Source organism: Sorangium sp. So ce381 (genome assembly GCF_051473845.1).
GTDB classification, from domain to species: Bacteria; Myxococcota_A; Polyangia; order Polyangiales; family Polyangiaceae; genus Sorangium; species Sorangium atrum.
In genome coordinates this window covers 2437090-2460681 of sequence record NZ_CP150336.1, presented here as the reverse complement: position 1 = coordinate 2460681, position 23592 = coordinate 2437090, and the positions used below count along the sequence as shown (strand labels likewise).

Genomic DNA, 23592 nt, shown 5'->3' with positions numbered 1-23592 from the left:
CCTCTCCTTGACGACTTCGGACCGAGATTCACGGCGTCGGACCGAGCCCGTACGCGTGGGCGAGCGCCTCGACCGGGTGCAGCACCTTCGCGCCGTTCTCCTTGACCATCCTGAGACCCGCGAGGGTGCAGTCGCTGACGATGACGTCCGCGCCGCCGACGCCGCGCACGAGCTTCGACGCGTACTTGCGCCCGGTCTCGTAGTGGGCCGCCTTCATCCCCCATGTGCCGTCGACCGCCGAGCACTGCTCGATGACGCGCACGTCGGTGTCGGGGACGACGCCGAGCACCCTGGCGCCGGGGAAGCCGATCTTCTGCGCGCGCAGGTGGCACGCGGCGTGGTACGCGATCGTGCCGAGCCCCTTCTTGAACTCGCGGTTGAGCTTCTTCTCGCGGCCGAGCTGGACGAGGAACTCCATCATGTCGACCGTCGCGGCCGCGACCTCGCGCGCCTCTGCCGTCTGCAGGTACTCCGGCCACTCCTTCTTCATCGTGTAGCCGCACGTCGGGCCGATCACGACGATCTTCCTCCCCCTGCGCACGTGCGGGAGCAGGAGCGCGACGTTGTGCTTCACCTTCGCGGTGAAGGCCGCGAGATCGCCGCCGTCGAGGTTCGGCATCCCGCAGCACGTCAGCGCCCCCGCCGGCGTGCCTCGCGGCTCGTCCGCCGAGGAGCAGCCCGGTACGTGCACCGCGTAGCCGTTGTGCTCGAGGACGCGGACCGCCGCCTCGGGGACCGCGGGCGTGTTGTACTCGCCGTAGCAGGTCGCGAAGAGCACCACGTCGCCTTGCTTGCCGGCGTCGGCCGCGGCGCCGTGCTCCGCGAACCAGGACGAGAACGGCTTGCGCGCCATCTCCGGGAGCGGGAACTCCGACGAGATCCCGGTCACCTTCTCCTGCACCTTGCGCAGCAGGCGGCTCGCCTGCACGAGGTTCGCGAGCGGCGCGACGGCGCCGGAGCCCAGCTCGCCGATCAGCTGCGGCTCGCCGAGGATCCTGTCCACCAGCGGGATGCCGTCCCGCTGGGCGCGCACCGCGCGCTCTCGCGCGAGCACGCGCGGGAAATCGAGGAGCTCGTAGGCGTGCTCGTCGGCCGTGTACGGGCACTTGATGTAGCAGAGCTTGCACTGCCAGCACTCGTCGCCGACGGCCTTGAAGTCATCGTAGGTGAGGGCCTCGGCGCCTTCGGCGACGCCGGCCTCGATGTCCCTGTCGACGCGGGCGAAGAGCGCGGGGAACGAGCCGCAGTATCCGACGCACATGCGGCATTCGTGGCAGATCTGGAACGTCCGCCGCAGCTCTGCCTCGAGATCGCGGGGCTCGAGATATCGCTCGTCGTTCGGCGATGTCGCCGGTGGACGGTCTGGTGCACGCCGGATGACGCTCACTGGTCGGCTCCTCTCAAAAGCTTCAACTTGGGGTACGGCGCGGAGGGACGGCTCGCCGCGCGGCCCGGCGCCGGACGGCCGTCGAGGTCGCGATGGCGCGTGCGCCCCGGGTCGAGTCGCCGTCGGTTCGGCGCGCCCCGGAGCGCTCGCGCTCTCGCGTCGGTCGCCCTCAGAAGTCGAGCGACTGCAGCGCCTTCGTGAAGCGCCCGGCGTGCGACTTCTCGGCCTTCGCGAGCGTCTCGAACCACTCTGCGATGTCCTCGAAGCCCTCGTCGCGGGCCTCCTTCGCGAAGCCCGGGTACATCGTCTCGTACTCGTGGGTCTCGCCGGCGACGGCGGCCTTCAGGTTCTTCTCCGTGCTGCCGATCGGCAGGCCGGTCGCCGGGTCGCCCGCCTGCTTGAGGTAGTCGAGGTGGCCGTGCGCGTGGCCGGTCTCGCCGTCCGCCGTGTCCTTGAAGAGACCGGCGACCTCGGGGCGACCTTCGACGTCCGCGACCTTTGCGAAGTACAGGTAGCGGCGGTTCGCCTGCGACTCCCCGGCGAACGCGTCCTTCAGGTTCTGGTGCGTCTTCGTGCCCGTAAGCTGCTTGGTTGTCATGGGTTCGCTCTCCTTCGGTTGAACGGCTGCGATGATAGGTCCCTGATGCCCGCGCAGGTCAGCTCGGCGGCGCGGTGGATCCGCTAGACACGTCCAGGGCGCCGCGCTCCTCGAACCCCTGCGGGGCGAACTCGACTGCTCGCCGCGCTTCGCCCGGCGTCCTGCGCCTTGCCCCGCGCATTTTCGCCACCCCGGGTGCCCTTCGCGCAGGCAGCGCAGAGCCCCCGGTAGATCCGCTCGACGGCGCGGACCTCGAAGCCCGGCGCGGCCGCGAGGGGCGCGGGGACGATCTCGTCCGAGCGCTCGGCGGACGGGTCGCCCGGCTGGCACGGCACATCGCGGACGAGCCCGCAGCGATCGCAGACCGCGTGATGATGCGCCGCCATGTTCGGGTCGAAGCGCGAGGCGCCCGGCGACAGCGACAGCGCGACGCACAGCCCCGCGGACGCCAGCGCGTCGAGCGTGTTGTAGACGGTGGCGAAGCTCATGGTCGGCAGCGCCGGCCGGAGCCGCTCGAACAGCTCCTGCGCCGTCGGATGCGTCGGATCGGCCGCGAGCTCGCGCACGATCGCCAGGCGCTGCGGCGTCAGCTTGAGCCCCGACGCTCGCACGCACGCCAGCATGGAAGCGATCCGGGTATCCTCCTCGACCGCCCTGCGCTCGAAGCCGACCGCGCGCCCCCGGGCATCGCGGGGCGCGGCCCCCTTTGCAGCAGCTATCCGCGAGGTAGCCACAGCGAGATGTGTACTTAGAAGGTTTCTCAGCTGCAAGTCCTAATAATTGCCGACGGACCGCCAGAAAAATCCGGGGCTGACGCGGATTTGGGCGAAGCCTGGCGAGCTGGATGAGCTTGGCGAAACTGTCGGGGCTGACGAAACCGACGAAACTGACGAAGCTGACGAAGCTGACGAAACAACCCGGACGTCGCGCCGCGACGCCATGCTCTGCGGCCGCCGGGAGGTCTTGCGAGGCTAGAGGGCCTCTGCCATAGTGCGCGCCCCGCGCTGCCGGCCCCCGCCGGCTTGCATTCTGCCCGCCAACTGGGCCAGTTTTTTTCCCAGCAGAGGACGCTTCTAGACATGCCGACCGACGCCATTCAGTGCAAACCGCTCGAGGTCGCCGTGGGCGACAAGGGCATCGAGCGCGCCATCAAACATCTCAAGAGGAAGATGGCTGCCGAGGGGATCCTCCGCGAGCTGAAGCGGCGTCGGCACTACATGAAGCCGTCCGTGAAGCGACGGAAGAAGGCCTCGGAGGCCGCTCGTCGCCGCCGGAAGCGGTCCAAGATGGACATGGTCGCCTAGCGCGACTGGAGCGACTGGAGCGACCGCCCCCGCGCGAGAGCAGCCGGCCAAGACGCAGAAGACGCACACGGACGCTTGATTCGAGCGTCCGCGGCGTGCTCTGCGTCTTGTCATTTTGTTCGTCCAGCGGTCGCCCCGGCGGCGTGGTGCAACCGCGCCTGAGCGACGCGGCGGCGGTGCCCGCGCCGCGTCCAGCCTGGCGAGGTCCCGATGCGCGCCGTGGTGCTCACGACGTCCTATCCGGTCAGCGACGAGGATCCTTCCGGCCACTTCGTGCGGTCGTCGGCGGAGGCGCTCACGCGCAGCTGCGCCGAGGTCCACGTGATCGCCGCCGGGGGCTCGGTGCTCGATCCGCCTCATCGAGACGGCCGGCTCGTCGTCCATCGTGCAGGCGGGGGCGCGCTGTTCTCGTGGCCCGGCGCCGTGGCCCGCGCGCGCGAGTCGCCGCTCCGGCTGCTCTCCGCGGCGCCGTTCGCGGCCGGCGTGCTCGATCGGCTCCGTGAGATCGGGCCGGTCGACCGCGCGGTGGCGCACTGGATCATCCCGTGCGCGTGGCCGCTCCTGCTCGCCCTGCCGCGCACGCCGCTCGAGGTGCACGCGCACGGCGCCGACGTCCGGCTCCTGCTCCGCGCGCCGCGCGCGGCGCGCGCCGCGGTGGTGAGCGCGCTCCTCCGGCGCGACGCGCGCTTCGTCTTCGCGGCGCGCGCGCTGCGCGATGCGCTCGCAGGCTCGCTCGCCCCGGAGCAGGCTCGCGCGCTGGACCTCGCCTCGCGCGTCGAGCCCCCCGTGTTCGATCTGCCGCCAGTGGCCGGGCGCGCTGCCGCGCTCCGTCGCGAGATCGTGAAGGGCCCCGGCGAGCGCCTCGCCGTCGTCGCGTGCCGGCTGATCCCGACGAAGCGGGTCGAGCTCGCGATCGAGGCGGTGCGCGCTGCGGGACCCGGGTTGCGCCTCGTCGTCGTCGGAGACGGTCCAGAGCGCGGCGCGCTCGAGCGCCTCGCGAGCGGCGGCGACCTCGACGCAGGGAGCTCACGCGGCGCGGGCGTCACGGCGACGAGCGAGGGCAGCGCGGAGGTGCGCTTCACGGGCACGCTCCCGCGCAGGGAAGCGCTCGCATGGATCGGCGCAGCAGACGTGCTGCTGCACCCTTCATCGCACGAGGCCGCCCCCACGGTGATCCGCGAGGCGCGCGCGCTCGGCGTGCCCGTCATCGCCTGCGACGCGGGCGACGTGGTCGCATGGTCGAGGAGCGACGACGGGATCCTCGTCGCTGACGGCACCGCGCAGAGCCTCGCGGCCGCGCTCCGCGGCATCTGACCGCGCCGCTCGGATCGCGCGCCCGCGGCGTCGCGCGGAGAGCCCCGGCGTTCTCGCCGGCCGATCCGCGCCACGCGCCCCGCTGCACCAGCGCCAAACGCCCCGTCTGGAGCGAGTCCACGATCCTCGATGCGATCCCCTTGCAATTCCCAAGGCTTCGACTACGGTGCGCCCTCGCTCCGCAGCGAAACGAGGCGGCGGAGTGGCTCGGGGCGTAGCGCAGCCTGGTTAGCGCACTTGACTGGGGGTCAAGGGGTCGGTGGTTCGAATCCACTCGCCCCGACTGGTCCGGCGGAGAGTTCTCCGGCGGACCTTTCGGCTTTGTAGGGCTTCAGCTTTTGTCGACTGTGAACGCGCCGGACAGCGGCCGCGCGGCGGCATCATCGAGTTCCGGTGTCGTCTTGGTCAGCCGGCTCCCGGCGTTCGCCGCGTCATCCGGTGAGCGAGGGCGGTGAGACAGGCGTGACGGGCCGATCGCTCTCGCCGGCGAGCTCGTCCTCGATGGCGATCATGGCGGCCATCACCAGGTGTTCGCTGAACGGGAAGCCGACCACCTGCACCCCGACGGGCAGCCCGACGCTCTTCGCATCGATCTCGGCGGCCCGCTTCTCCAGCCGGTCGCGCGGCCGCTCGCGGCGCGCCTCCTCGGGCCGCACGCGGGTCACGGGGACGACGCCGGCCGGGAACTGCGTGAGGTTCCAGAGCATCGCGGCGCTGCCCGCGAGGACGAAGTCGCGCGACGCGGTGTGCGGCAAGGCCGGCGTGGCGTACGGCGGGCAGAGCAGCAGGTCGAGCGCTTCGGCGCGCATCGCCGACGCGATCGCGGCGCGCGCCTCGCGCAGGGCGTGCGTGGTGCGCCAGAACTCCGAGACCGACTTCGGCCCGGTGACCTCGAGGAGGCGCTGGAGCCGCCGCTCGCCCGCGAGGCCAGCGACGCGCGCGGCGGCGCGGCGCGCGAACGGCGGGAGCGAGGCCATCGTGCGGAGCGAGCGGAGCGAGACGTCGATGTCCGTCCGCTCGCTGCCGTCCTCGCCGGCGTCGAGGAGCGACAGCGCCGTCGCGCCGCCGTCCGCCGAGAGCGCTGCAAAATACGCGTAGACCGCGTCGGGGATCCCGGGCGGCGTGAACGGCACGACCGTCGCGCCCCGCGCGCGCAGGGCCGACGCCGCCTTCGCGACGGCGCGGGCGACGGCGGTCGAGGGCGGGACCAGCCCATCGTCGCAGTAGAACCCGACGCGCAGGCGCGCCACCTCGACGCTCGCCGGCTCGACCATCGGGAGCGGCGGCACGCGCACGTCGAGCTCCGCCATCGACGCGGGATCGAGCTCGGACATGACGAGCGCGACGTCGCGGGCGCTCCTGGCCATCGGTCCGATCTGCGCGCGGATCGCCTCCTGCCCGAGGAGCGCCGTGTTGCTCCCCTTGTTGGTCCAGCGATCGAGCGTGGGCTTGAGGCCGACGATGCCGCAGCAGTGCGCGGGGACGCGGATGCTGCCGCCGATGTCCGTTCCGATGCCGAGCGGCGACATCCCCGCCGCGATGGCGGCCGCCTCGCCGCCGGACGAGCCGCCCGGGCTGTGATCGAGGCTCCACGGGTTCGCCGTCTGCCCGAAGAGCGGGTTGCGCGCCTCGTTGTACAGGAGCAGCTGCGAGACGTTCGTGCGCCCCAGGATCACGGCCCCGGCGCGGCGGAGCAGCGCCGTCACCGTCGCGTCGCTGGTCGCCCGGTGCCCCCTGCGGGAAGCGACGCCGAGCGTGGAGGCCATGCCGGCCATGTCGAGCGACTCCTTCACGGTGATCGGGAGCCCGTGGAGCGGGCCGCGGATGTCCCCGCGACGGCGCTCCTCGTCGAGGCCGCGGGCGGCCGCGAGCGCCTCGTCGTGGAGCACCTGGGTGAACGCGTGGAGCCGCGGTTCGAGCGCGTCGATGCGCGCCAGGTGCGCCCGCGTGAGCTCCTCGGAGCTGATCTCGCGCGCCGCCAGGAGCGCGGCGAGCACGGTCGCTGAAAGATGGGTCGGATCGGTCGATGCGCTCACGGCGATTCGACGAGTATCACAGGTCCGCGCGCGCCAAGGATTGCTAGGCTCCGCTGCCGCGCGCCCATCGCGCGGAGAGCGCCGAAGCCATGCAGCCGCTGCCGATCGATCCGATCCTCCCCGATCTCTGCGCCGCCCTGCGCGCGCGCCCGAGCGTGGTGCTCGAGGCCCCGCCCGGGGCGGGCAAGACGACGCGCGTACCGCGCGCGCTGCTCGACGCGGGCTTCGCGGAGCGCGGCGAGATCCTGGTGCTCGAGCCGAGGCGGCTCGCGGCGCGCCTGTCCGCGCGGCGCGTGGCCGAAGAGCTCGGCGAGCGCGTGGGCGAGACCGTGGGCTACACGATGCGCTTCGAAGAGGCGTCCAGCCCGGCCACGCGCGTCCGCTTCGTGACCGAGGGCGTGCTGACGCGGCGGCTCCTCGTCGACCGCGAGCTCCGGGGCGTGAGCGCCGTCGTGCTCGACGAGTTCCACGAGCGGCACCTCGCCGGCGACGTCGCGCTCGCGCTGCTCCGGCGCCTGCAGCGCGGCGCGCGGCCCGATCTCCGCCTCGTGGTGATGTCCGCGACGCTCGACGCCGGGCCGATCGCGGCGTTCCTCGGCGGGCCGGAGGCGCAGCCCGCCCCGGCGGCCGAGGCTGGACGCGGCCACGACGCGACGGCGGCCGGAGCCTCGATGGCCCCGACCCTGCGCGCCGAGGGGCGGATGTTCGACGTCGCGATCGAGTACCTGCCGAGCGCCGGGGTGAGCGCGTCGACCCACGCCGCGGGCGACCGCCGCGCCCGGGCGCACTGGGGCGACAGGACGCTCGAGAGCCTGGTCGCGTCGTCGGTGCGGCAGCTCGTCGAGGAGGGGCTCGACGGCGACGTGCTGGTATTCCTGCCAGGCTCCGCGGAGATCAGGCGGGCGATGGACGCGTGCGCAGCCATCGCGAAGAGCGAGGACCTGCTGCTCCTGCCGCTCCACGGCTCGCTGTCCGCGGCGGAGCAGGACCGCGCGGTGCGCCCCGCGGATCGGCGCAAGATCATCCTCTCGACCAACGTGGCCGAGACCTCCGTGACCATCGACGGCGTCGTCGCGGTCGTCGACAGCGGCCTCGCGCGCGTGGCCGCGCACGCGCCGTGGTCTGGGTTGCCGACGCTCCGCGTCGCGCCCATCGCCCGCGCCTCCGCGGCGCAGCGCGCGGGGCGCGCCGGACGGACGCGGCCCGGCCGCTGCCTCCGGCTCTACACGCGCGGGGATCTCGCCTCGCGGCCGGAGCACGAGGCGCCCGAGATCCGCCGGCTCGACCTCGCGGAGACGGTGCTCGAGCTCTGCGCCGCGGGGGTCACGGATCTCGAGGGGTTCGGGTGGCTGGAGGCGCCGCCCGCCGCCGGGCTCGCCGCGGCCGAGGCGCTGCTCGTGCGGCTCGGCGCGCTCGACGCGGGGCGGCGCGTGACGCCGACCGGACGGCGGATGCTTCGCTTCCCGGCGCACCCGCGCCAGGCGCGGATGATCGTCGAGGCCGAGCGGCGCGGCGTCGCCGACGACGGCTGCACGCTCGCGGCGCTCGTCGCGGAGCGCGACCTCGGCGCGCCGTCGGGCGCGCGGGAGCCCCACGGTCGGAGGAGCGACGCGCGGCACAGCTCCGACCTGCTCGCCGCGCTCCAGGCCTTCGAGGAGGCGGATCGCGCGCGCTTCGCGGTGGACCGCCTGCGGTGGCTGGGCGTGGACGCGGCGCGCGCGCTCACCGTGGAGCGGACGCGCAAGCAGCTCTCGCGGCTCGCCGATCACCGCAGCGCCGCGCCGCCGGAGACCGTCGAGGCCCGCGAGATCGCCCAGCGCATCGCGATCCTCTCCGGATACCCCGACCGTGTCGGGCGCCTCCGCCGGCCGACCAGCGCGACGGGGCGGACCGGACGGGAGGTCGTGCTCGCCGCCGGCGGGACGGCCGCGCTCTCCGAGGCGAGCGTCATCGACGAGGTCGATCTCGTGGTCGCGGTCGACATCGAGGAGCGGAGCGAGGGGCGCTCGGCGCGCACGGTCGTCCGGGCGGCGAGCGCGATCGAGGCCGACTGGCTGCTCGACCTCTTCACGGACGCGATCCGGGACACGACGGAGGCGACGTGGAACGCCGCCGCGGAGCGCGCCGAGGTCGTGCGCCGGCTGTCGTACGACGCCCTCGTGCTCGAGGAGGCGCGGCCGGCCGCGGGCGCGGGCGGTCCGCTGGCGGAAGCGGCGGCGCGGGAGCTCGCGGCGCAGGCGAGGGCGAAGGGGTGGCGGGCGTTCGTGAAGGGCGACGCCCTCGAGGGCTGGCTCTTGCGGGTCGCGTTCGTGCGCGCGCACTGCCCCGACGCCGCGTTACCCGACGTGGACGAGGACGCGGTGCTCGCAACGCTCGAGGCGCTCTGCGACGGGCGCAGGAGCTTCGCCGAGCTCCGCGACGCCGATCTCTCGAGCGCCGTGCAGGCCTCGCTGAGCCCCGCGAAGGCGCGAGCGCTCGCCGAGCTCGCCCCCGAGTCGATCGTCCTGCCCGGCGGCCGACGGGCGCGCCTCGAGTACGCGGCGGGCGCGCCGCCGTCGCTCGCGTCCCGCCTGCAGGACTTCTTCGGCATGGCGGAGGGCCCGCGCGTCGCCGGTGGCCGGGTGCCCGTGGTGCTGCACCTGTGCGCGCCGAACCAGCGCCCCGTGCAGGTCACGACCGATCTGTCGGGGTTCTGGGCGCGCCACTATCCCGCCATCGCGAAGGAGCTCCGCCGCCGCTACCCGAAGCACGCGTGGCCGGACGACCCCGCCCACGCCGCGCCGCCTTCGCGCGCGCCGCTCCGCAAGGCTTGAGTCAGCGCACGACCGCCACGCTCCGCGCCGTGTCGGCGACCGTGCGGAGGAGCATGCGCACGATCCCCTCGCCGAGGGGCAACGTGAACGCGACGTCGCTCTCGCGCTGCGCGACCTGCATCGGAGGGACGGAGCCGTAGCCGAAGCCCCACGAGGAGAGCACGCTCGCGATCCTGGCGATCTGCTCGAGGTTGCGGAGCGCGACGGCGCCGTTCGCCGCGCTCTGCGGGTCCGTGTACGTGAGGGCGCCGGCGAAGTTGACCCCGGGCGGCTGGAAGTTGCCGATGACGCGCACGTACTGGAGCCCCGCGAGGAAGGGGAGCTGCCCCGCCGCAGACGAGACCGCCGCCTGGCTCGAGAGGTCGCCGGCCACGGCGAACGACGCGCCCTTCGTCCCGAGCAGCTCGACCATCCACGAAGGCACGGAGCGCTTCAGCTTGCCGGAGCGGAGCCGATCGAGGGCCCGCCGCATCCCGGTCTCGTTGCCGGTGAGGATCGTGTGCGGCGTGAGCACGACGAAGCCGACGTTGCCGGCCGTGAAGAGATCGTTGTCCGCGTAGCGCGTCTTCACGAGCGGCGCGCCGATGACGGTGACCGACCTGGCGTCGGCGGAGCGGCGGATCGCGTCGACGTCGAAGTTGCCCTGCATCACGGCGCAGAAGTCCGCGCCCTGCATGGCGTAGAGACCGCCGTAGACCTTCACGATGTCGCGCGACGGGACGAAGTTCGACTCGGGGCCCAGCGGGAGCAGGCTCGTGACGATCTGGTTGACCTCGCCTCCCAGGCCGGAGGTGAACATGGCCGCCGCGTCGAGGTAACCGAGCATCACCGCGCCGCTCGGAAGGACGGCCAGCGGGTCGCGATCGATCGCCGTCGCGTCGATCTTCTCTCCGCCGACCAGCGCGAGGCTGTCGTCGGCGCCACCGCAGCCGCCGAGCGCCGGGAGGGCGAGCGCCGCGATCGCGATCGCGCCCGCCGCGCGGCGCAGGGCGGCAGCGCCTCGGGAATGGAACAGCGTCCGCACCATCGCGCTCGCCATCAAGCTCGCTCGTGCGGCGGGTCGGGGCGCTCCAGCGGGAAGGAGCCGATGATCTTCAGCATCTTCGTCTCGCGCTTCACGCCCTCGAGCGCCGCGACGAGCGCCCGATCGGTCGTGTGTCCGCTGACCTCTACGTAGAACACGTAGTCCCAGCCCTCGCCGGGGACGGGGCGGGAGTGGACCCGCCGGAGGTTGCAGCTGCGCTCCTTGAAGTGCTGGAGGATGTCGTGGAGCGCGCCGGGCCGATCGTGGACGCTGAAGAGGACCGCCGTGGCGTCGTGGCCCGAGCGCGGCGAGGGGAGCCGGGACAGCACCGCGTAGCGGATCCGGAGCTCCCCCTCGTCGCCGACGTTCTCGCGCGCGACCCTGAGCTCCTGCCCGCCGCCCGCGAAGCCGCGGGGGACGATGGCGGCGCTGCCCTCGTTCTCCGCCGCGAGATCCCAGGCGGCCTGCGGGCCCCGCACGTCGAGCACCAGCGCGCGCGGGTGCTGGAGCTCGAGGTAGTTCACGCAGGCCACGTGGTCCTGGGGCGAGGCGTACACCCGCTCGACGTCGGCGAGGTTGCCCGTCCGGTTCACGAGGTCGAGCGCCTGCACCAGCTGGCGCTCGCCGACCACCTTGAGGTCGGCGCCGCCGATCGCCTGGATCGTCGGGAAGATCGGCCCTTCCTTGAGCGATTCGTACGGGACCACCGCGAAGTCTGCGCGCGAGCGCGCGACCTCCTCGATGGCGGCGAGGGGGCTGTCGGCGCGGACGAACTCGCCGCCGATCCCGAAGTGATCGTGCGCCGCGGTCCAGCCGTAGTCGCCCTCGGCCCCCAGGTACGCCACCCGGGGCGCGACCTCGAACGCGCGCGAGGCCGCGTCGATGGCGACGAAGATCGGCCGCACCGCGCGCTGCGGGAACGGCGGCGTCACGGCGCGCTCGAGCGCCTGCACGTGGGCGGCGTCGGCCGTGGGGGCGAACCGGGCTGTGCCCGTCCTCAGCTTGGCGAGCTCGTGCGCGATGCGAGCCCGCCGCTCGATGCTGCGAAGGATTTCTTGATCCAGCTCCGTGAGCTGCCGGCGGAGCTCCTCAAGTCGCTTTCTCTCATCCATCCAGGGCACCCTAGCACCGCGCCCGGCGCCGGTGGGCACGCAGCACTGCCGGCGCACCACGACGGCGCCGCTGCGCGCTGCGCCGCGCTGGCCACACCCCCGTCGCTGCTCGCCGAGCTGGCGTCAGGCCGCCGCGGAGGAGGCGGACGACGCGCTGGAGTCGCTCTTGGTGCCGCCGCTCGCCGACGAGGCGCTGCTCGACCCCGAGTCCGAGCTCGCCCCTTCCGACCCTGACGAGCTGCCCGACCCGCCGTCCGACTTCGCGGGCGGCTTGTTCGAGCCCGACGCATAGAGGTCGGAGTACCAGCCGCTGCCCTTGAGGATGAAGCCCGTGCCGCGCGAGATCTGCCGCCGGGCTGTCGCGTTGTGACACGACGGACACTCCGAGAGCGGCGCCTCCTTGATGGACTGCTCGGCCTCCCATTCATGCGCGCAAGATGTGCAGGCGTACTCGTAAGTCGGCATGACGTTTCTACTCCTCGGAACAACCCGAGGAGTATGGTCACGTTAGCCACCTGTCAAGGCGGCTGCCAAAAGCACACCTTGCGCCGTGGACATCGCACCACCCGCGGGATGCGCAAGACTTGGTCCTCGGTGCGCGGGCGGAGCCAGGATTCCGAGCTTGCCGCGCGGCGCCAGCCCACGTAGACCCCGAGACGCCAGTTGTGACGGTACGTGGCGTGCTGTGACGATACGTTTAAGCCCGCCCGGCCGGTCCCAGGGACGTCATGCGCATTCGTAAGCTCGAGATCAGCGGGTTCAAATCGTTCGTCGACCGGACGGTGGTCCATTTCGACACGGACGTGGTGGGCATCGTCGGTCCCAACGGCTGCGGCAAGTCGAACATCGTCGACGCCATCCGGTGGGCGATCGGCGAGCAGAGCGCGAAGCACCTGCGCGGCAAGTCGATGTCGGACGTCATCTTCAACGGCTCCGAGACCCGCGCCCAGCACGGGATGGCCGAGGTGACGCTCACCTTCGACAACAGCGAGCCGACGGCGGCGTCGCAGCTGCCGCTCGAGTACCGGGACTACGCGGAGATCGCGGTGACGCGGCGGCTCTTCCGCGACGGGACGAGCGAGTACCTCATCAACAAGACCCAGGTCCGGCTCAAGGACGTGACCGACCTCTTCCTCGGCACCGGCGTCGGCACGAAGGCCTACTCCATCGTCGAGCAGGGCAAGATCGGGCTCATCGTCTCGGCGCGCCCCGAGGACCGGCGGATGCTCATCGAGGAGGCCGCCGGCATCACGAAATACAAGGCCAGGAAGAAGCAGGCCGAGCAGAAGATGGACCAGACGCGGCAGAACCTGCTCCGCGTGGGGGACATCGTCTCCGAGATCCAGCGGAACCTCGCGTCCTTGAAGCGCCAGGCGGCCAAGGCCGAGCGGTACGTCAACTACCGCAAGGAGCTGGAGGACCTCGTGCTCCACGAGGCGTCGCACAAGCTCCTGGAGCTCACGGTGCTCACGCAGCACGAGTCGCTCGGCAGGGCCGCGCACGCGGAGCGCGAGCAGGCGTCGCGCACGGCGCTCTCGGCGCGCGAGGCCGAGATCGAGGTCACCCGGCTCGAGGCCCTCGCTTGCGAGGAGCGGGCCGAGCGCGCGCAGAATGAGGCGTTCGCGGCCGACAACCAGGTGCGCACCCACGAGGCGGAGATCGCGCGGGCGCGCGACCGCCTGCGGCACCTCGAGGAGCGGCTCGTCACCGCGGCCAAGGAGCAGGGGGAGCTCGAGAAGACGGTCGAGGAGCTCAGCGCAGAGAAGGCGCAGCTCGAGGCGCAGCTCGCCGGCGTCGACGAGGAAGAGGCGCGGGAGAGCGAGCTCGCGCTCGAGCAGCACGAGCGGCTCGAGGAGCTGCGCCACGGCGAGCGCACCGCCGAGCACGAGGTCGCCGCCCTGCGCCGGCGGGCCGCCGAGGCCACCGCGGCGGTCGCGGCCGCCGAGGCGTCGCTCGCCGGGTTCGATCGGCGCATGACGGAGATGAGCCAGCGGCGGGCGAAGCTCGAGGACGAGCTCGGGCGGCTGATGTACGAGTCCGAGGAGCTCGAGCGGCGGCGCTCGTCGCTGACGCGCAACGTCGCGGAGCTCGCCGAGGGGAAGCGGCTCTCGGCCGAGGAGCGGTCGCGGCTCGACGTCGAGATGAAGGCGCTGCGCGAGCAGGCGGTCTCGAGCGACCGCGCCGTGGAGCACGCCAAGAACGAGCTCGGGCAGCGGCGCAACCGGCTCCGCGCGCTCGAGGAGCTGCACGCGCGGCTGGAGGGCGTCGGCGCCGGGGTGAAGAACCTCCTCAAGACCAAGGACCCGGCGCTGCTCGGGCTCGTGGCCGACCGGATCGAGGCGCCGGCCGAGCTGACCGCGGCCTTCGCGGGGCTGCTCGGGGACCGGCTGCAGTGCGCGGTCGTGAGCGACGTCGAGCGCGGGATCGCGCTGCTCGCGGATCTCTCGAAGAACAACCGCGGGCGGGCGAGCGTGATCGCGGCGCGGCCCTCGTTCGTGGCCGGCGCGACGCGGCGGCCCCCTCGCGGGGAGGGCGTGCTCGGGCCGCTCGTGGACCGGCTCGTCTTCGCGCCCGAGGACGAGGCGCTGGCGCGCGCGCTCGTGGGGGACGCGGTGGTCGTCGCCTCCGCCGAGGTCGCGGCGCGGCTCGCGGCGGAGGGCGCGGGGTGCACGCTCGTGACGCTCGACGGCACCGTCCTCCGCGAGGACGGCGTGGTGAGCGGCGGCTCGGGCGACGCGGTCGCGGCCGGCATGATCGAGCAGAAGCGTGAGATGCGCGCGCTGCACGAGTTCGTCGCGACCAAGTCGGAGGAGGTGACGGCGCTGCTCGACGCGCAGCAGAAGCTCCGCCTGCGCATCACCGAGGTGGGGACGGCGCTGGAGCGGGCGCGGAGCGAGGCGCACGAGGGAGAGCTCGCCCTCGTGACGGCCGAGAAGGACCTCCGCCGCGCGGAGGAGCAGCTCGCCGCGGCGCAGAAGCGCGAGGGCGTGGTGCGCTCCGAGCTCGAGGACCTCGCCGACAACCTCGACGCCGGCGGGAGCGAGCAGCAAGCGGCCCGCGACAAGCTCGAGGCGGGGCGAGCGACGCGCGAGGCGGCGGCGGCCGGCCTCGAGCACGCCGAGCAGGTCGCGGCCGAGTGGCGCGAGCGGGTGCTCGGGCAGCAGTCGGTCGTGACCGAGCGCAAGGTGAAGCTCGCGCGCGTGCGCGAGCGCGCCGCGGCGGCGCGGGGCACGGTCGAGCGGCTCACGCGGTCGTGCAACGAGCTCCGGGGCCGGATCGCCCGGCTCGACCAGGAGCGGACGGAGAGCGCCGTGGGCGCGGGGAAGGCCGCGGCGACGATCATGATCGCGCGGGAGGCGCTGGTCCGCGCCGTCGCGGAGGCGCACGCGGCGCAGGCCGCGCTGACCGAGGCGCGGCGCTCGCTGGACGAGGCGCGGCAGGCGCACGGGGTGCGCGAGGCCGACCTGCGCGGGCTGCGGCAGGAGCTGGCCGAGGTGTCGGAGCGGCTCCGCAAGCACGAGCTCGCGCTCGAGCGGCTGCGGGTCGAGCACGACCACCTCATCGAGGGGGTGCGCGAGCGCTTCCGCGGGCTGGAGCTCGCCCGCGTGGTCGGCGACTACCACAAGCGGCCGCCCGCCGACGCCTCGCACCGCGCGCGCATCCAGGAGCTGACGGAGCTGCTCGACCGCATGGGCCCCGTCAACCTCGACGCCGTGCGCGAGCACGCCGAGGCCGAGGAGCGGTACACGTACTACTCGAGCCAGAAGGCCGATCTCGAGAAGGCGCTCGACGACCTCGAGAAGGCGATCGCCCAGATGAACCGCGAGTCGAAGCGGCTCTTCAAGACGACGTACGACGGCATCAACGCGCGCTTCAAGGCGCTGTTCCCCAAGATGTTCCGCGGAGGGCAGGCGGAGCTCAGGCTCACGAACCCCGACGACATGCTGGAGACGGGGATCGAGATCCTGGCGCAGCCGCCGGGCAAGAAGCTCGGGAACATCGAGCTCATGAGCGGCGGCGAGAAGGCGCTCACCGCGGTGTCGCTCATCTTCGCGATCTTCCAGTTCAAGCCGTCGCCGTTCTGCATCCTCGACGAGGTCGACGCGCCGCTCGATGAGGCGAACGTGGCCCGCTACAACGAGGCGATCCGGAGCATGACGAGCCACTCGCAGTTCATCCTCATCACGCACATCAAGCGCACGATGCAGTCGGTCGACGTGCTCTACGGCGTGACGATGCAGGAGCCCGGCGTCTCGAAGCTCGTCAGCGTGAAGATCAACGAGACGGCGAAGCGCCCGGAGCGCGAGGCGACGCCGGCGGCGGCGGTGGCGTGAGCGCGGAGGAGGCGGCCGTGCAGCGCCTGTCGCGCGGCGCCTCGGGGCTCCGGCACCTCCGCTGGGCCCGCGAGGTGCTGGCGACGCTCGAGGCCCACCTCGAGCACAACCCGGCGCTCTCCGGCGCCGATCGCGAGGCGCTCCAGGGCGAGGCGAGCGCGCTCGCGGCGGCGGTGCAGGCGCTCAGCGGGGCGGTGAAGCCGTACCGGGATTTCCTCGAGCGGACGCGGGTCCGCCACCGCGGGCGCGTGCGCGTCGCGGAGTACCTGGTCCGAGAATCCGACGCGGGCGAGGCGGGCGGCACGGCGCGCGCGCACCTTGGTGCGGCGCGCGCGCACCTTGAGGAGGCGCTTGTGGAGCTCACCTGGATGGAACAGGCGCAGCGCCAGCCGCTCAAGGCAGCGCTCTCGGCCGAGATCGATCGGCTGCGCGAGGCGATGGCGCGGATGGATGCGCACCTCGCGGGGCGGCTCTCCGAGAAGTTCGTCGAGAGCCTGTACCCGCCGCTCACGGACGACGCGACGAGGGTCGCCGACGACGGCGATCCGGACGACGACGCGACGGCCAGCCCTCGATAGCCGCGCGAAGCGGACGAGCCGAGCGGCTGGCGAGCGGCTCGAAGGAGACCGGCGACGCGGCGAGGTGCCTGGCAGGCGCAGCGGAACGGATCACCATGCCTGCACGCCGGGATGGAGATGCGGTAAGGATCTTCGAAGGACTCCTGAAACGGGTCTTCGAAGGACAGCTGAGAGGACGTCGATGGGCTGCGCGGAGCCGGCCGCCATCCTGCTCCTCCGCGGGTGCGCCGCGGCGAGCGAGCGATTCGAAGCGCTGATCCGACGCCATGTGCCGGACGTCGGCGTCACCTCCGATCCCGCGCACGCCCTGGAGCGGTGCCTCGGCGAGGCGCCGCCGGTGCTCGCCGTCGACTGGAGCGAGCCCGCCAGCGCCGCCGCGTTCTGCGGCCGCGTGCGGGCGCAGCCCGGCGGCGATGCGGTGTTCGTCCTCGCGATCACCGAGCGCGACGCGGACATCGACGGCATCCTCGCGGCCGGCGCGAGCGATTTCCTGCTCGCGGGCGGCGACGGCGCGGGCCCCCGGGCGCGGCTCTCCGTCGTCCGCGAGCGCGCCGCGCGCGACGCCGTCTCGCGCCGGGCGCTCGCGCAGACGCAGGTCCGCCTCGTCGGCGCCGGTCGCATGGCGAGCGTCGGCACGCTGGCCGCCGGCGTCGCCCACGAGATCAACAACCCCCTCGCCTTCGTCATCACGAACGTCGACGCGGCCATCCGGCGCATCGGCTCGCTCGATCGGCGGAACAGCGCTGCGCGCGGCGGCCCCTGGGCTCGCTCTCACGGCGACGGCCGCGCGTCATCGAGCGAGCTCTCCGACGTGCTGAGCCTGCTGGAGGACGCGCGCGAGGGCGCCGAGCGGGTGCGGATCATCGTGCGCGATCTCCACAGCTTCTCGCGCGCCGAGGAGGACCGCCGCGGGCCGGTCGACCCCCGGCGGGTGCTCGACTCCTGCATCCACATGGCGATGAACGAGATCCGGCATCGCGCCCGCGTCGTCCGGAGCTTCCAGGAGGTGCCGCCCGTCCAGGCGAACGAGCCGCGGCTCGCGCAGGTCTTCCTGAACCTCATCATGAACGCCGCGCAGGCCATCCCCGAGGGGCTCGCCGAGCAGAACGAGATCGAGCTCTCGACGCGCTGTGACGCCGAGGGGGCGGTCGTCGTCGAGGTGCGCGACACGGGCGCCGGGATCGCGCCCGAGTCGCTCGGGCGGATCTTCGAGCCGTTCTACACGAGCAAAGAAGCTGGCGAAGGGCTCGGGTTGGGGCTCGCGATCTGCCACTCCATCGTCACGGCGCTGGGGGGTCGGATCGAGGTGGACAGCCGCCACGGCAAGGGGAGCACGTTCCGCCTCGTCCTCCCCGCCGCCGCGGCCAGCGAGGCGCACGCCTCTGCGGCGCCCGGCCCCGGCGCGTCGAGGTGGCCGCGCGAGAGCGGCAGCCTCGCCGCGCTCGCGCCGGAGGCGGCGCCGCGGCAACGGGTCCTCATCATCGATGATGAGCCGCTGCTCACGCGGGCCATCGCGGGGACGCTCGAGCCGCGGCACGAGACGACCGCGACAGCGAGCGCGCGCGACGCGCTCCGCCGGATCCGCGCCGGAGAGCGGTACGACGCCATCCTGTGCGACCTCATGATGCCCGACATGACGGGAATGGACTTTTACACCTCGCTTGCCGAGCACGCGCCCGAGCAGCAGCGCCGTGTCGTGTTCCTGACCGGCGGCGCCTTCACGGAGCGCAGCAAGGCGTTCCTACAGCAGGTCGAAGCCCGGCTGCTCCTGAAGCCGTTCGACGCGGCGACGCTGCTCTCGCTGGTCGACGAGGTCGTCGCCGCCCGCTGACGAGCGCGCTGGTCGACGAGGTCGTCGCCGCCCCTCTGACGAGCGCGCTGGTCGACGAGGTCGTCGCCGCCCGTCTGACGAGCGCGCGTGCTCTCCTCACGCGCCGCCGATCGCCCTGCGCTCCGGGAGCGCGACGCCGGCGCGCCCTCAGCGGTAGTCGCGCGACTTGAGCGCGATCTCCTCGCCGCTGGGCAGCTCCAGCCGATCGAGCTCGCGCGCGAGGACGTGGACGACCTGGCCCTGCCGCTCGACCCGCCCGGCGACGAGCAAGAGCGCCGCGTTCCTCGCCACGTGCTCGTACTCCGCGAAGACCTGCCTCTGGACGATGACGTTGACCACGCCGGTCTCGTCCTCGAGCGTCATGAACGTCACGCCGCTCGCGGTCGCCGGCCGCTGGCGTCCGACCACCATCCCGGCGACGCGCACGCTCTCCCCGTCGCGCGCGGCCTTGATCTCCTCGGCGGTACGCACGCGCCCGGCGCCGCGCCGCCGCTTGAGCACCCGCCGCACGTGCCGCATCGGGTGGTCGTGCAGCGACAGACCCACGCGCCCGTAGTCCAGCGCGAGCTGCTCCAGCGGCCTGAGCGGAGGGAGCCCGACGTCCCGGTCCTGCTCGATCGGAACGCCCTCGAACAACCCCTCCACGCGGGGGGCGCGCGCGCGCCAGAGCGCCTCTCTCCGGGCAGGCACCAGCGCGGCGAGCGCGCCCGCTTCTGCGAGCGCCTCCACCTCGTTCTTCTTCAGCTCCGTGCGCCTCACGAGATCCGGGAGGCTCGTGAACGGCGCTTCCTCGCGCGCCGCCACGATCGCCGCCACGGCCGCCTCGCCGAGCCCCTTCACGAGCCGCATGCCGAGCCGCAGCGCCGGGCCCGCCGAGGGCTCGGCGCCGGGCTCGAGGGTCGCGTCCCACGCGCTCTGCACCACGCACACCGGCCGCACGTCCACGCCGTGCCGCTGCGCGTCCTGCACCAGCGCCGACGGGCTGTAGAACCCCATCGGCTGCGCGTTGAGCAGCGCGCAGGTGAACGCCGCCTGGTGGTGGACCTTGAGCCAGGCCGACGCGTACACGAGGAGCGCGAAGCTCGCCGCGTGCGACTCCGGGAAGCCGTACTCCCCGAAGCCCTGGATCTGCTGGTAGAGCATCTCCCCGAACTTCGCCGAGATCCCCTGCTCGGCGAAGCCCTGGATGAGCCGCCCGCGGTGCCGCTCCAGGCGCCCGTGCTTCTTCCACGCCGCCATGTCGCGGCGCAGCTGGTCGGCCTCGCCCGGCGTGTAGCCCGCGCCGACCATCGCGATCTGCATCACCTGCTCCTGGAAGAGCGGAACGCCGAGCGTGCGCTCCAGGATGGGATCCAGGCACGGGTGTGGGGACACCGGCGGCTCCTGCCCCGTCCGCCGGCGCAGGTAGGGGTGCACCATCCCGCCCTGGATGGGCCCGGGGCGCACGATCGCCACCTCGATCACCAGGTCGTAGAACTTGCTCGGCTTCAGCCGCGGGAGCATCGCCATCTGCGCGCGGCTCTCGATCTGGAACACCCCCACCGTGTCGGCCCGGCCGATGGCCTCGTAGACAGCCGGGTCCTCTGGCGGGATCTGCGCGAGCGCCGCGATCGGATCGAACGCGGCGCCTCGGCCCGCGTCGAGCAACGCCCCCGCGGGCGCAGGGGCCCCTGCCGCGTCGACCAAGGGACCCGCGAGCCCGGCGTACCGGTCCGAGTGGATCAAACCGAGCGCCTTGCGGATCGCCGTCAGCATGCCGAGCGCCAGGACGTCGATCTTGAAGAAGCCGAGATCGTCGAGATCGTCCTTGTCCCACGGGATCACCGTGCGGCCCTCCATTCGCGCAGGCTCGACCGGGGCCACCTTGTGCAGCGGCTCCGACGACAGCACGAAGCCGCCCACGTGGATCGAGAGATGGCGCGGGAAACCCTCGAGCGCGCTCGCCATCATGACGGCCTGCCGGACGCGCACGTCGTCCGGATCGAGGCCCGCCTCGCTGACCCGCTGCTCGGTGATGTCCGCCTCATGGTGGAGCACGAGGCCGCTCAGCCGATCGACCTGATCCGCCGAGAAGCCGAACGCCTTGCCCACCTCGCGGAGCGCGCTCTTGCCGCGGTAGGCGATCACCTCCGAGACCATCGCCGCCCGGTCGCGCCCGTACATCTCGTAGATCGCCTGGATCACCTCCTCCCGGCGCTCGTGCTCGAAATCGACGTCGATGTCCGGGGGCTCGTGGCGCTCTTCCGACAGGAAGCGCTCGAAGAGCAGGCTCGACCGGGCCGGGTCCACCGCCGTCACGCCGAGCACGAAGCACACCGCGCTGTTCGCCGCGCTCCCGCGGCCCTGGCAGAGGATCTGCCGCGCGCGCGCGATCTTCACGACCTGCTGCACGCTGAGGAAATAGGGCGCCACGCCGAGCTTCGCGATCAACGCGAGCTCCTTCTCGATCTGCGCGCGCACCGGAGGCGGCGTCCCCTCCGGGTAACGGTCGCGGCAGCCCTCCTCGGTGAGGCGGCGCAGCGCCTGATCCGACGTCTCCCCCGGCATGCAGAGGGCGTCGCTCGGGAAGCTGTAGCGGAGCTCGGACAGCGAGAAGCGGCAGCGGGACGCGACCTCCACCGTGCGCGCGATCCAGGCCGGATGATCGCGGAACAGCGCCGCCATCTGCGCGCCGGACCGCACGTACGCCTCCGCGTTCGGCGCGATCCGCGTCCCCGCTTGATCGAGCGTGGTCTTGGTCCGGATGCACGCGAGCACGTCCGCGAGCGGCTTGCGCGACGGGTGATGATAGAGCGGGCGCGCCGTCGCCACCACGCAGGGGCCGTAGCGGCGCTCCGCCGCGAGGGCCGCCGCGACGCGCTCGCCGTCGCGGCGGTCGAGGTGCTTCCAGGTCGCGACGAGCGCGCGCTCGCCGAACGCGTCGCGCAGCGTGCCGATGAGCGCGCCGGAGACGCCCGCGGGCACGAGAGGGTCGAGCGGCACGATCGCCGAGAGGCCCCGCTGCGCCGCCGCGATCGCCTCCGCCGAGATGCTCGCCATCCCCTTCTCGCACTCGGCGTGCGCGATCGTGAGCAGGCGGCAGAGGTTCGCGTACCCCTCGCTGTCCTCGACCAGGAGGACCACCGACGGCCGGACCTCCGGCGCGCGCTCGGCGCCCCCGCGCGGCGCGCCCAGCGTCAGCTCGGCCCCGACGATCACCCGCTGCTCGACCTTCTTCGCCGCCGTGTGCGCCCGCACGCTGCCGTAGATCCCGTCGCGATCGCAGAGCGCGATCCCCTCGAGGCCGAGCTCCTTGGCGCGGTGCACGAGCTCCTCGGGGTGCGAGGCGCCCTCCAGGAAAGAGAAGCAGGAGCGGCCGCAGAGCTCCACGAACGGGACCGACGCGCCGGCGCTCACTCGCACCACCCCTGCAGGAAGGCCTCGCCCGTCGCGCGGTCGACGTAGATCCACGCTTCGCCGCAGGAGCTCGCGCTCGCACCGTCTCGAGGAGGGCGCAGCTCGCCGAGGCGCGCCGGGGCGGCCTTGCCGGACGGAGAGCCCGAGACGAGCCAGGCGCGCGCGTAATCGCGCGACGCCGGCGTGGGCGTCCACCACTCCACCGCGTCGATCCGCATCACGAAGGAGAGCCGCTCGATCGCGTAGAGGTGCCGATCGACGGCCACGATCGCCCCGCGCCCCACCCGGCCGAGCGGGATCGGCTGCGCGAGGAGCCGCGCGGGCTCGAGCGCCGGCGCGTCCGCGCCCTCCGCCTGCTCCGCCGCGCCCCGATCCGCCGCGGCGCGCGCGCGGGCCGCGGCGGACGCGCGCGTCATGGCCGCCTCGCCGGAGGCCGGCACGAGCCGCGAGCGCGCCTCGGGGCGGTGCGCGTCGGCGATCTCCAGGATGCCCACCCGCTCCTGGCCGATCTCCGCCGAGAGCTCGGCCAGGAGCGCCGGCAGGCTGTCGGGATCGACCGACCGGTCACGCGACAGATCGAGCTGCACCCGACGAGCCCGCGCGATGCGCGAGGCGATGACGTGGACCCCCACCGCGGGCGCCGCGAGCTCGATCCGCTCGAGCTTCGCCTTCAGCGGGCGGAGCAGATCGCCCGCGTCCGAGAGGGGCACCGGCATGTCGACGTGGAAGCGCAGCGAAGGGCCGCGCCCGTCGTCTTCCAGGAGCGCCGCGGCGGCGACGTCGTCCTCGCGCTCGCCGAGGCGGAGCCGCGCGATCGAGCGATCGTAGGCGATCGCCACGTTGAGCCGCCCGCACGCCTCCCCGCGCGCGGCGAGCCGCGAAGCGATCCGCGACGTCATGCCGCGCAGCACGAACAGGAGCGACTCGGCGCTCTCGATCGGCTCGTCGAAGAGCACCTCCTCCTCGAGCAGCCGGGGCACCTCGAACGGCAGGAGCGGCACGGGATCGCGCCCGGCGAGGAGCTCCATCACGTCGGCCGTCCGCGGCCCCAGCCGCGCCGCCACCTGCGCCCGCGGCAGGCGCGCGAGATCCTCGACGCGGAGCACGCCGAGCCGGACGAGGAAGCTCGCCACCTCGCGCTCGACCGGGAGCGCCTGCACCGGCAAGGGCCCGATCGCCTGCGCCCCCTTGCCCGGCGGCGCGATCGGGGCCTCCGCCCCTCCCCCGCCGTCCGCGTGCGCGCCGAAGCGCGCGAGCGCCTGCGCGAGCCGCGGCCCGTCGGCGATCGCGAGCCGCGCCCGGTGGCCGAGCGCCGCGACGCGCTCGCCGAGCTCGCCGAGCAGCGCCTCCTCGCCGCCGACGAGGTGCGACGCCCCGGTGATGTCGAGCCACACCGTGTCGTACGGGCCGTCGCCCCAGGGGCTCCTCGCCTCGCTCGCGGCGCGCTCGGGAGCGCGGCTCGCCCGCGACGCGCCGGCGCGCGGGGCGCCCTGCTCGCCGAGCTGGATCGCCGCCGTCGCCCCGAGCCCGAGCGCCACCTCGGCGACCCGGCCGAGCGCCGCGTCGATCTCGGCGAACGTCACCCGGTGGATCGCGAGGTGGGCGACCAGCGCCGCCGCCTCGACGACCTTCTGCCCCGGCCTCACCCCGTACCGCCTCGCCTCGTCGTCGACCACGTCGATCACCGCCGCCGGCGCCTGCGGCTCGCGCTCGGGCCGCGGCGCGGCCGCCGCGCGGCGGTCCTCGTCGCCCCCGAGGATCACCGCGAGCGGCGCCTTCCCGCTCGGCGAGACCGGCCCACGCTGCTTCACCAGCTCGCACGCGAGCTGCGGGAGCACGATCGCCACAATGCGCTTCACCGCCAT

Annotated in this window: 15 protein-coding genes and 1 tRNA gene; 7 read left to right on the top strand and 9 right to left on the bottom strand. The window is 73.4% G+C overall.

The features are described 5' to 3' along the window. Positions 1–28: 28 nt before the first annotated feature. From WMF29_RS09385 to WMF29_RS09375, 3 genes are all read right to left on the bottom strand, one after another. Positions 29–1387, bottom strand: coding sequence for a hypothetical protein (locus WMF29_RS09385; RefSeq protein ID WP_437328511.1), 1359 nt, complete (start codon positions 1385–1387; stop codon positions 29–31). Between the two features lie 169 nt (positions 1388–1556). Continuing rightward, a complete protein-coding gene (locus WMF29_RS09380; RefSeq protein WP_272101433.1) occupies positions 1557–1985 on the bottom strand; it encodes a rubrerythrin family protein in 429 nt (142 codons plus the stop codon). A gap of 83 nt (positions 1986–2068) precedes the next feature. Next, the gene (locus tag WMF29_RS09375; protein WP_437328510.1) at positions 2069–2719 is read right to left on the bottom strand and encodes a Fur family transcriptional regulator; all 651 of its coding nucleotides are present in this window, start codon (positions 2717–2719) and stop codon (positions 2069–2071) included. Between the two features lie 345 nt (positions 2720–3064). On the opposite strand from WMF29_RS09375, the gene rpsU reads away from it, so the two are divergent. The 3 genes from rpsU (at position 3065) to WMF29_RS09360 (ending at position 4886) form a co-directional block, all read left to right on the top strand. After that, positions 3065–3289 carry a 30S ribosomal protein S21 gene (rpsU, locus tag WMF29_RS09370; RefSeq protein WP_012234386.1) on the top strand — a complete coding sequence of 75 codons (225 nt, stop codon included), beginning with the start codon at positions 3065–3067 and terminating at the stop codon, positions 3287–3289. 210 nt (positions 3290–3499) lie between these two features. Beyond that, complete coding sequence (locus WMF29_RS09365) at positions 3500–4603, top strand: glycosyltransferase (RefSeq protein ID WP_437328509.1); 1104 nt, start codon at positions 3500–3502, stop codon at positions 4601–4603. A 208-nt stretch (positions 4604–4811) separates the two neighbouring features. Continuing rightward, positions 4812–4886: transfer RNA gene (locus tag WMF29_RS09360), tRNA-Pro, on the top strand. A 148-nt stretch (positions 4887–5034) separates the two neighbouring features. Here the strand turns inward: WMF29_RS09360 and WMF29_RS09355 are convergent. Next, positions 5035–6639 carry an amidase family protein gene (locus WMF29_RS09355; RefSeq protein WP_437328508.1) on the bottom strand — a complete coding sequence of 535 codons (1605 nt, stop codon included), beginning with the start codon at positions 6637–6639 and terminating at the stop codon, positions 5035–5037. Positions 6640–6728: 89 nt separating this feature from the next. Between WMF29_RS09355 and WMF29_RS09350 the strand changes: the two genes are divergently transcribed. Next, positions 6729–9452, top strand: a complete 2724-nt coding sequence (locus WMF29_RS09350) for an ATP-dependent RNA helicase (protein ID WP_437328507.1) — start codon at positions 6729–6731, stop codon at positions 9450–9452. A 1-nt stretch (position 9453) separates the two neighbouring features. Here the strand turns inward: WMF29_RS09350 and WMF29_RS09345 are convergent, their stop codons facing one another. From WMF29_RS09345 to WMF29_RS09335, 3 genes are all read right to left on the bottom strand, one after another. Beyond that, complete coding sequence (locus tag WMF29_RS09345; RefSeq protein ID WP_437328506.1) at positions 9454–10491, bottom strand: hypothetical protein; 1038 nt, start codon at positions 10489–10491, stop codon at positions 9454–9456. Beyond that, positions 10491–11588, bottom strand: coding sequence for a bifunctional chorismate mutase/prephenate dehydratase (locus WMF29_RS09340; RefSeq protein ID WP_437328505.1), 1098 nt, complete (start codon positions 11586–11588; stop codon positions 10491–10493). The genes WMF29_RS09345 and WMF29_RS09340 overlap by 1 nt, the downstream gene beginning before the upstream one ends. Positions 11589–11711: 123 nt before the next feature. Next, the gene (locus WMF29_RS09335; protein ID WP_272101426.1) at positions 11712–12053 is read right to left on the bottom strand and encodes an FmdB family zinc ribbon protein; all 342 of its coding nucleotides are present in this window, start codon (positions 12051–12053) and stop codon (positions 11712–11714) included. Between the two features lie 263 nt (positions 12054–12316). On the opposite strand from WMF29_RS09335, the gene smc reads away from it, so the two are divergent. From smc to WMF29_RS09320, 3 genes are all read left to right on the top strand, one after another. After that, a complete protein-coding gene (smc, locus tag WMF29_RS09330) occupies positions 12317–15922 on the top strand; it encodes a chromosome segregation protein SMC (protein ID WP_437328504.1) in 3606 nt (1201 codons plus the stop codon). 17 nt (positions 15923–15939) lie between these two features. Next, on the top strand, positions 15940–16500 hold the full coding sequence (locus WMF29_RS09325; RefSeq protein WP_437328503.1) for a hypothetical protein: 561 nt from the start codon (positions 15940–15942) through the stop codon (positions 16498–16500). 181 nt (positions 16501–16681) lie between these two features. Then, positions 16682–18331: an ATP-binding protein gene (locus WMF29_RS09320; RefSeq protein WP_437328502.1), complete on the top strand. Its 1650-nt coding sequence runs from the start codon at positions 16682–16684 to the stop codon at positions 18329–18331. A gap of 147 nt (positions 18332–18478) precedes the next feature. Here WMF29_RS09320 and WMF29_RS09315 read toward each other — a convergent pair whose 3' ends face one another. Together WMF29_RS09315 and WMF29_RS09310 are read right to left on the bottom strand one after the other, a co-directional pair. Further along, on the bottom strand, positions 18479–21727 hold the full coding sequence (locus WMF29_RS09315; RefSeq protein ID WP_437328501.1) for an error-prone DNA polymerase: 3249 nt from the start codon (positions 21725–21727) through the stop codon (positions 18479–18481). Continuing rightward, entirely contained in the window at positions 21724–23592 is a 1869-nt protein-coding gene (locus WMF29_RS09310) for a DinB/UmuC family translesion DNA polymerase (protein WP_437328500.1), read from the bottom strand. Before WMF29_RS09310 ends, WMF29_RS09315 begins: the two co-directional genes overlap by 4 nt.

Excerpts from the sequence above, each read along its gene's own strand:
- WMF29_RS09380 (WP_272101433.1), bottom strand. The coding sequence starts at position 1,985 with ATGACAACCAAGCAGCTTACGGGCACGAAGACGCACCAGAACCTGAAG.
- rpsU (WP_012234386.1), top strand. The coding sequence starts at position 3,065 with ATGCCGACCGACGCCATTCAGTGCAAACCGCTCGAGGTCGCCGTGGGC.
- WMF29_RS09365 (WP_437328509.1), top strand. The coding sequence starts at position 3,500 with ATGCGCGCCGTGGTGCTCACGACGTCCTATCCGGTCAGCGACGAGGAT.
- WMF29_RS09350 (WP_437328507.1), top strand. The coding sequence starts at position 6,729 with ATGCAGCCGCTGCCGATCGATCCGATCCTCCCCGATCTCTGCGCCGCC.
- WMF29_RS09345 (WP_437328506.1), bottom strand. The coding sequence starts at position 10,491 with ATGGCGAGCGCGATGGTGCGGACGCTGTTCCATTCCCGAGGCGCTGCC.
- WMF29_RS09340 (WP_437328505.1), bottom strand. The coding sequence starts at position 11,588 with ATGGATGAGAGAAAGCGACTTGAGGAGCTCCGCCGGCAGCTCACGGAG.
- WMF29_RS09335 (WP_272101426.1), bottom strand. The coding sequence starts at position 12,053 with ATGCCGACTTACGAGTACGCCTGCACATCTTGCGCGCATGAATGGGAG.
- smc (WP_437328504.1), top strand. The coding sequence starts at position 12,317 with ATGCGCATTCGTAAGCTCGAGATCAGCGGGTTCAAATCGTTCGTCGAC.
- WMF29_RS09320 (WP_437328502.1), top strand. The coding sequence starts at position 16,682 with ATGGGCTGCGCGGAGCCGGCCGCCATCCTGCTCCTCCGCGGGTGCGCC.
- WMF29_RS09310 (WP_437328500.1), bottom strand. The coding sequence starts at position 23,592 with ATGGCGGTGAAGCGCATTGTGGCGATCGTGCTCCCGCAGCTCGCGTGC.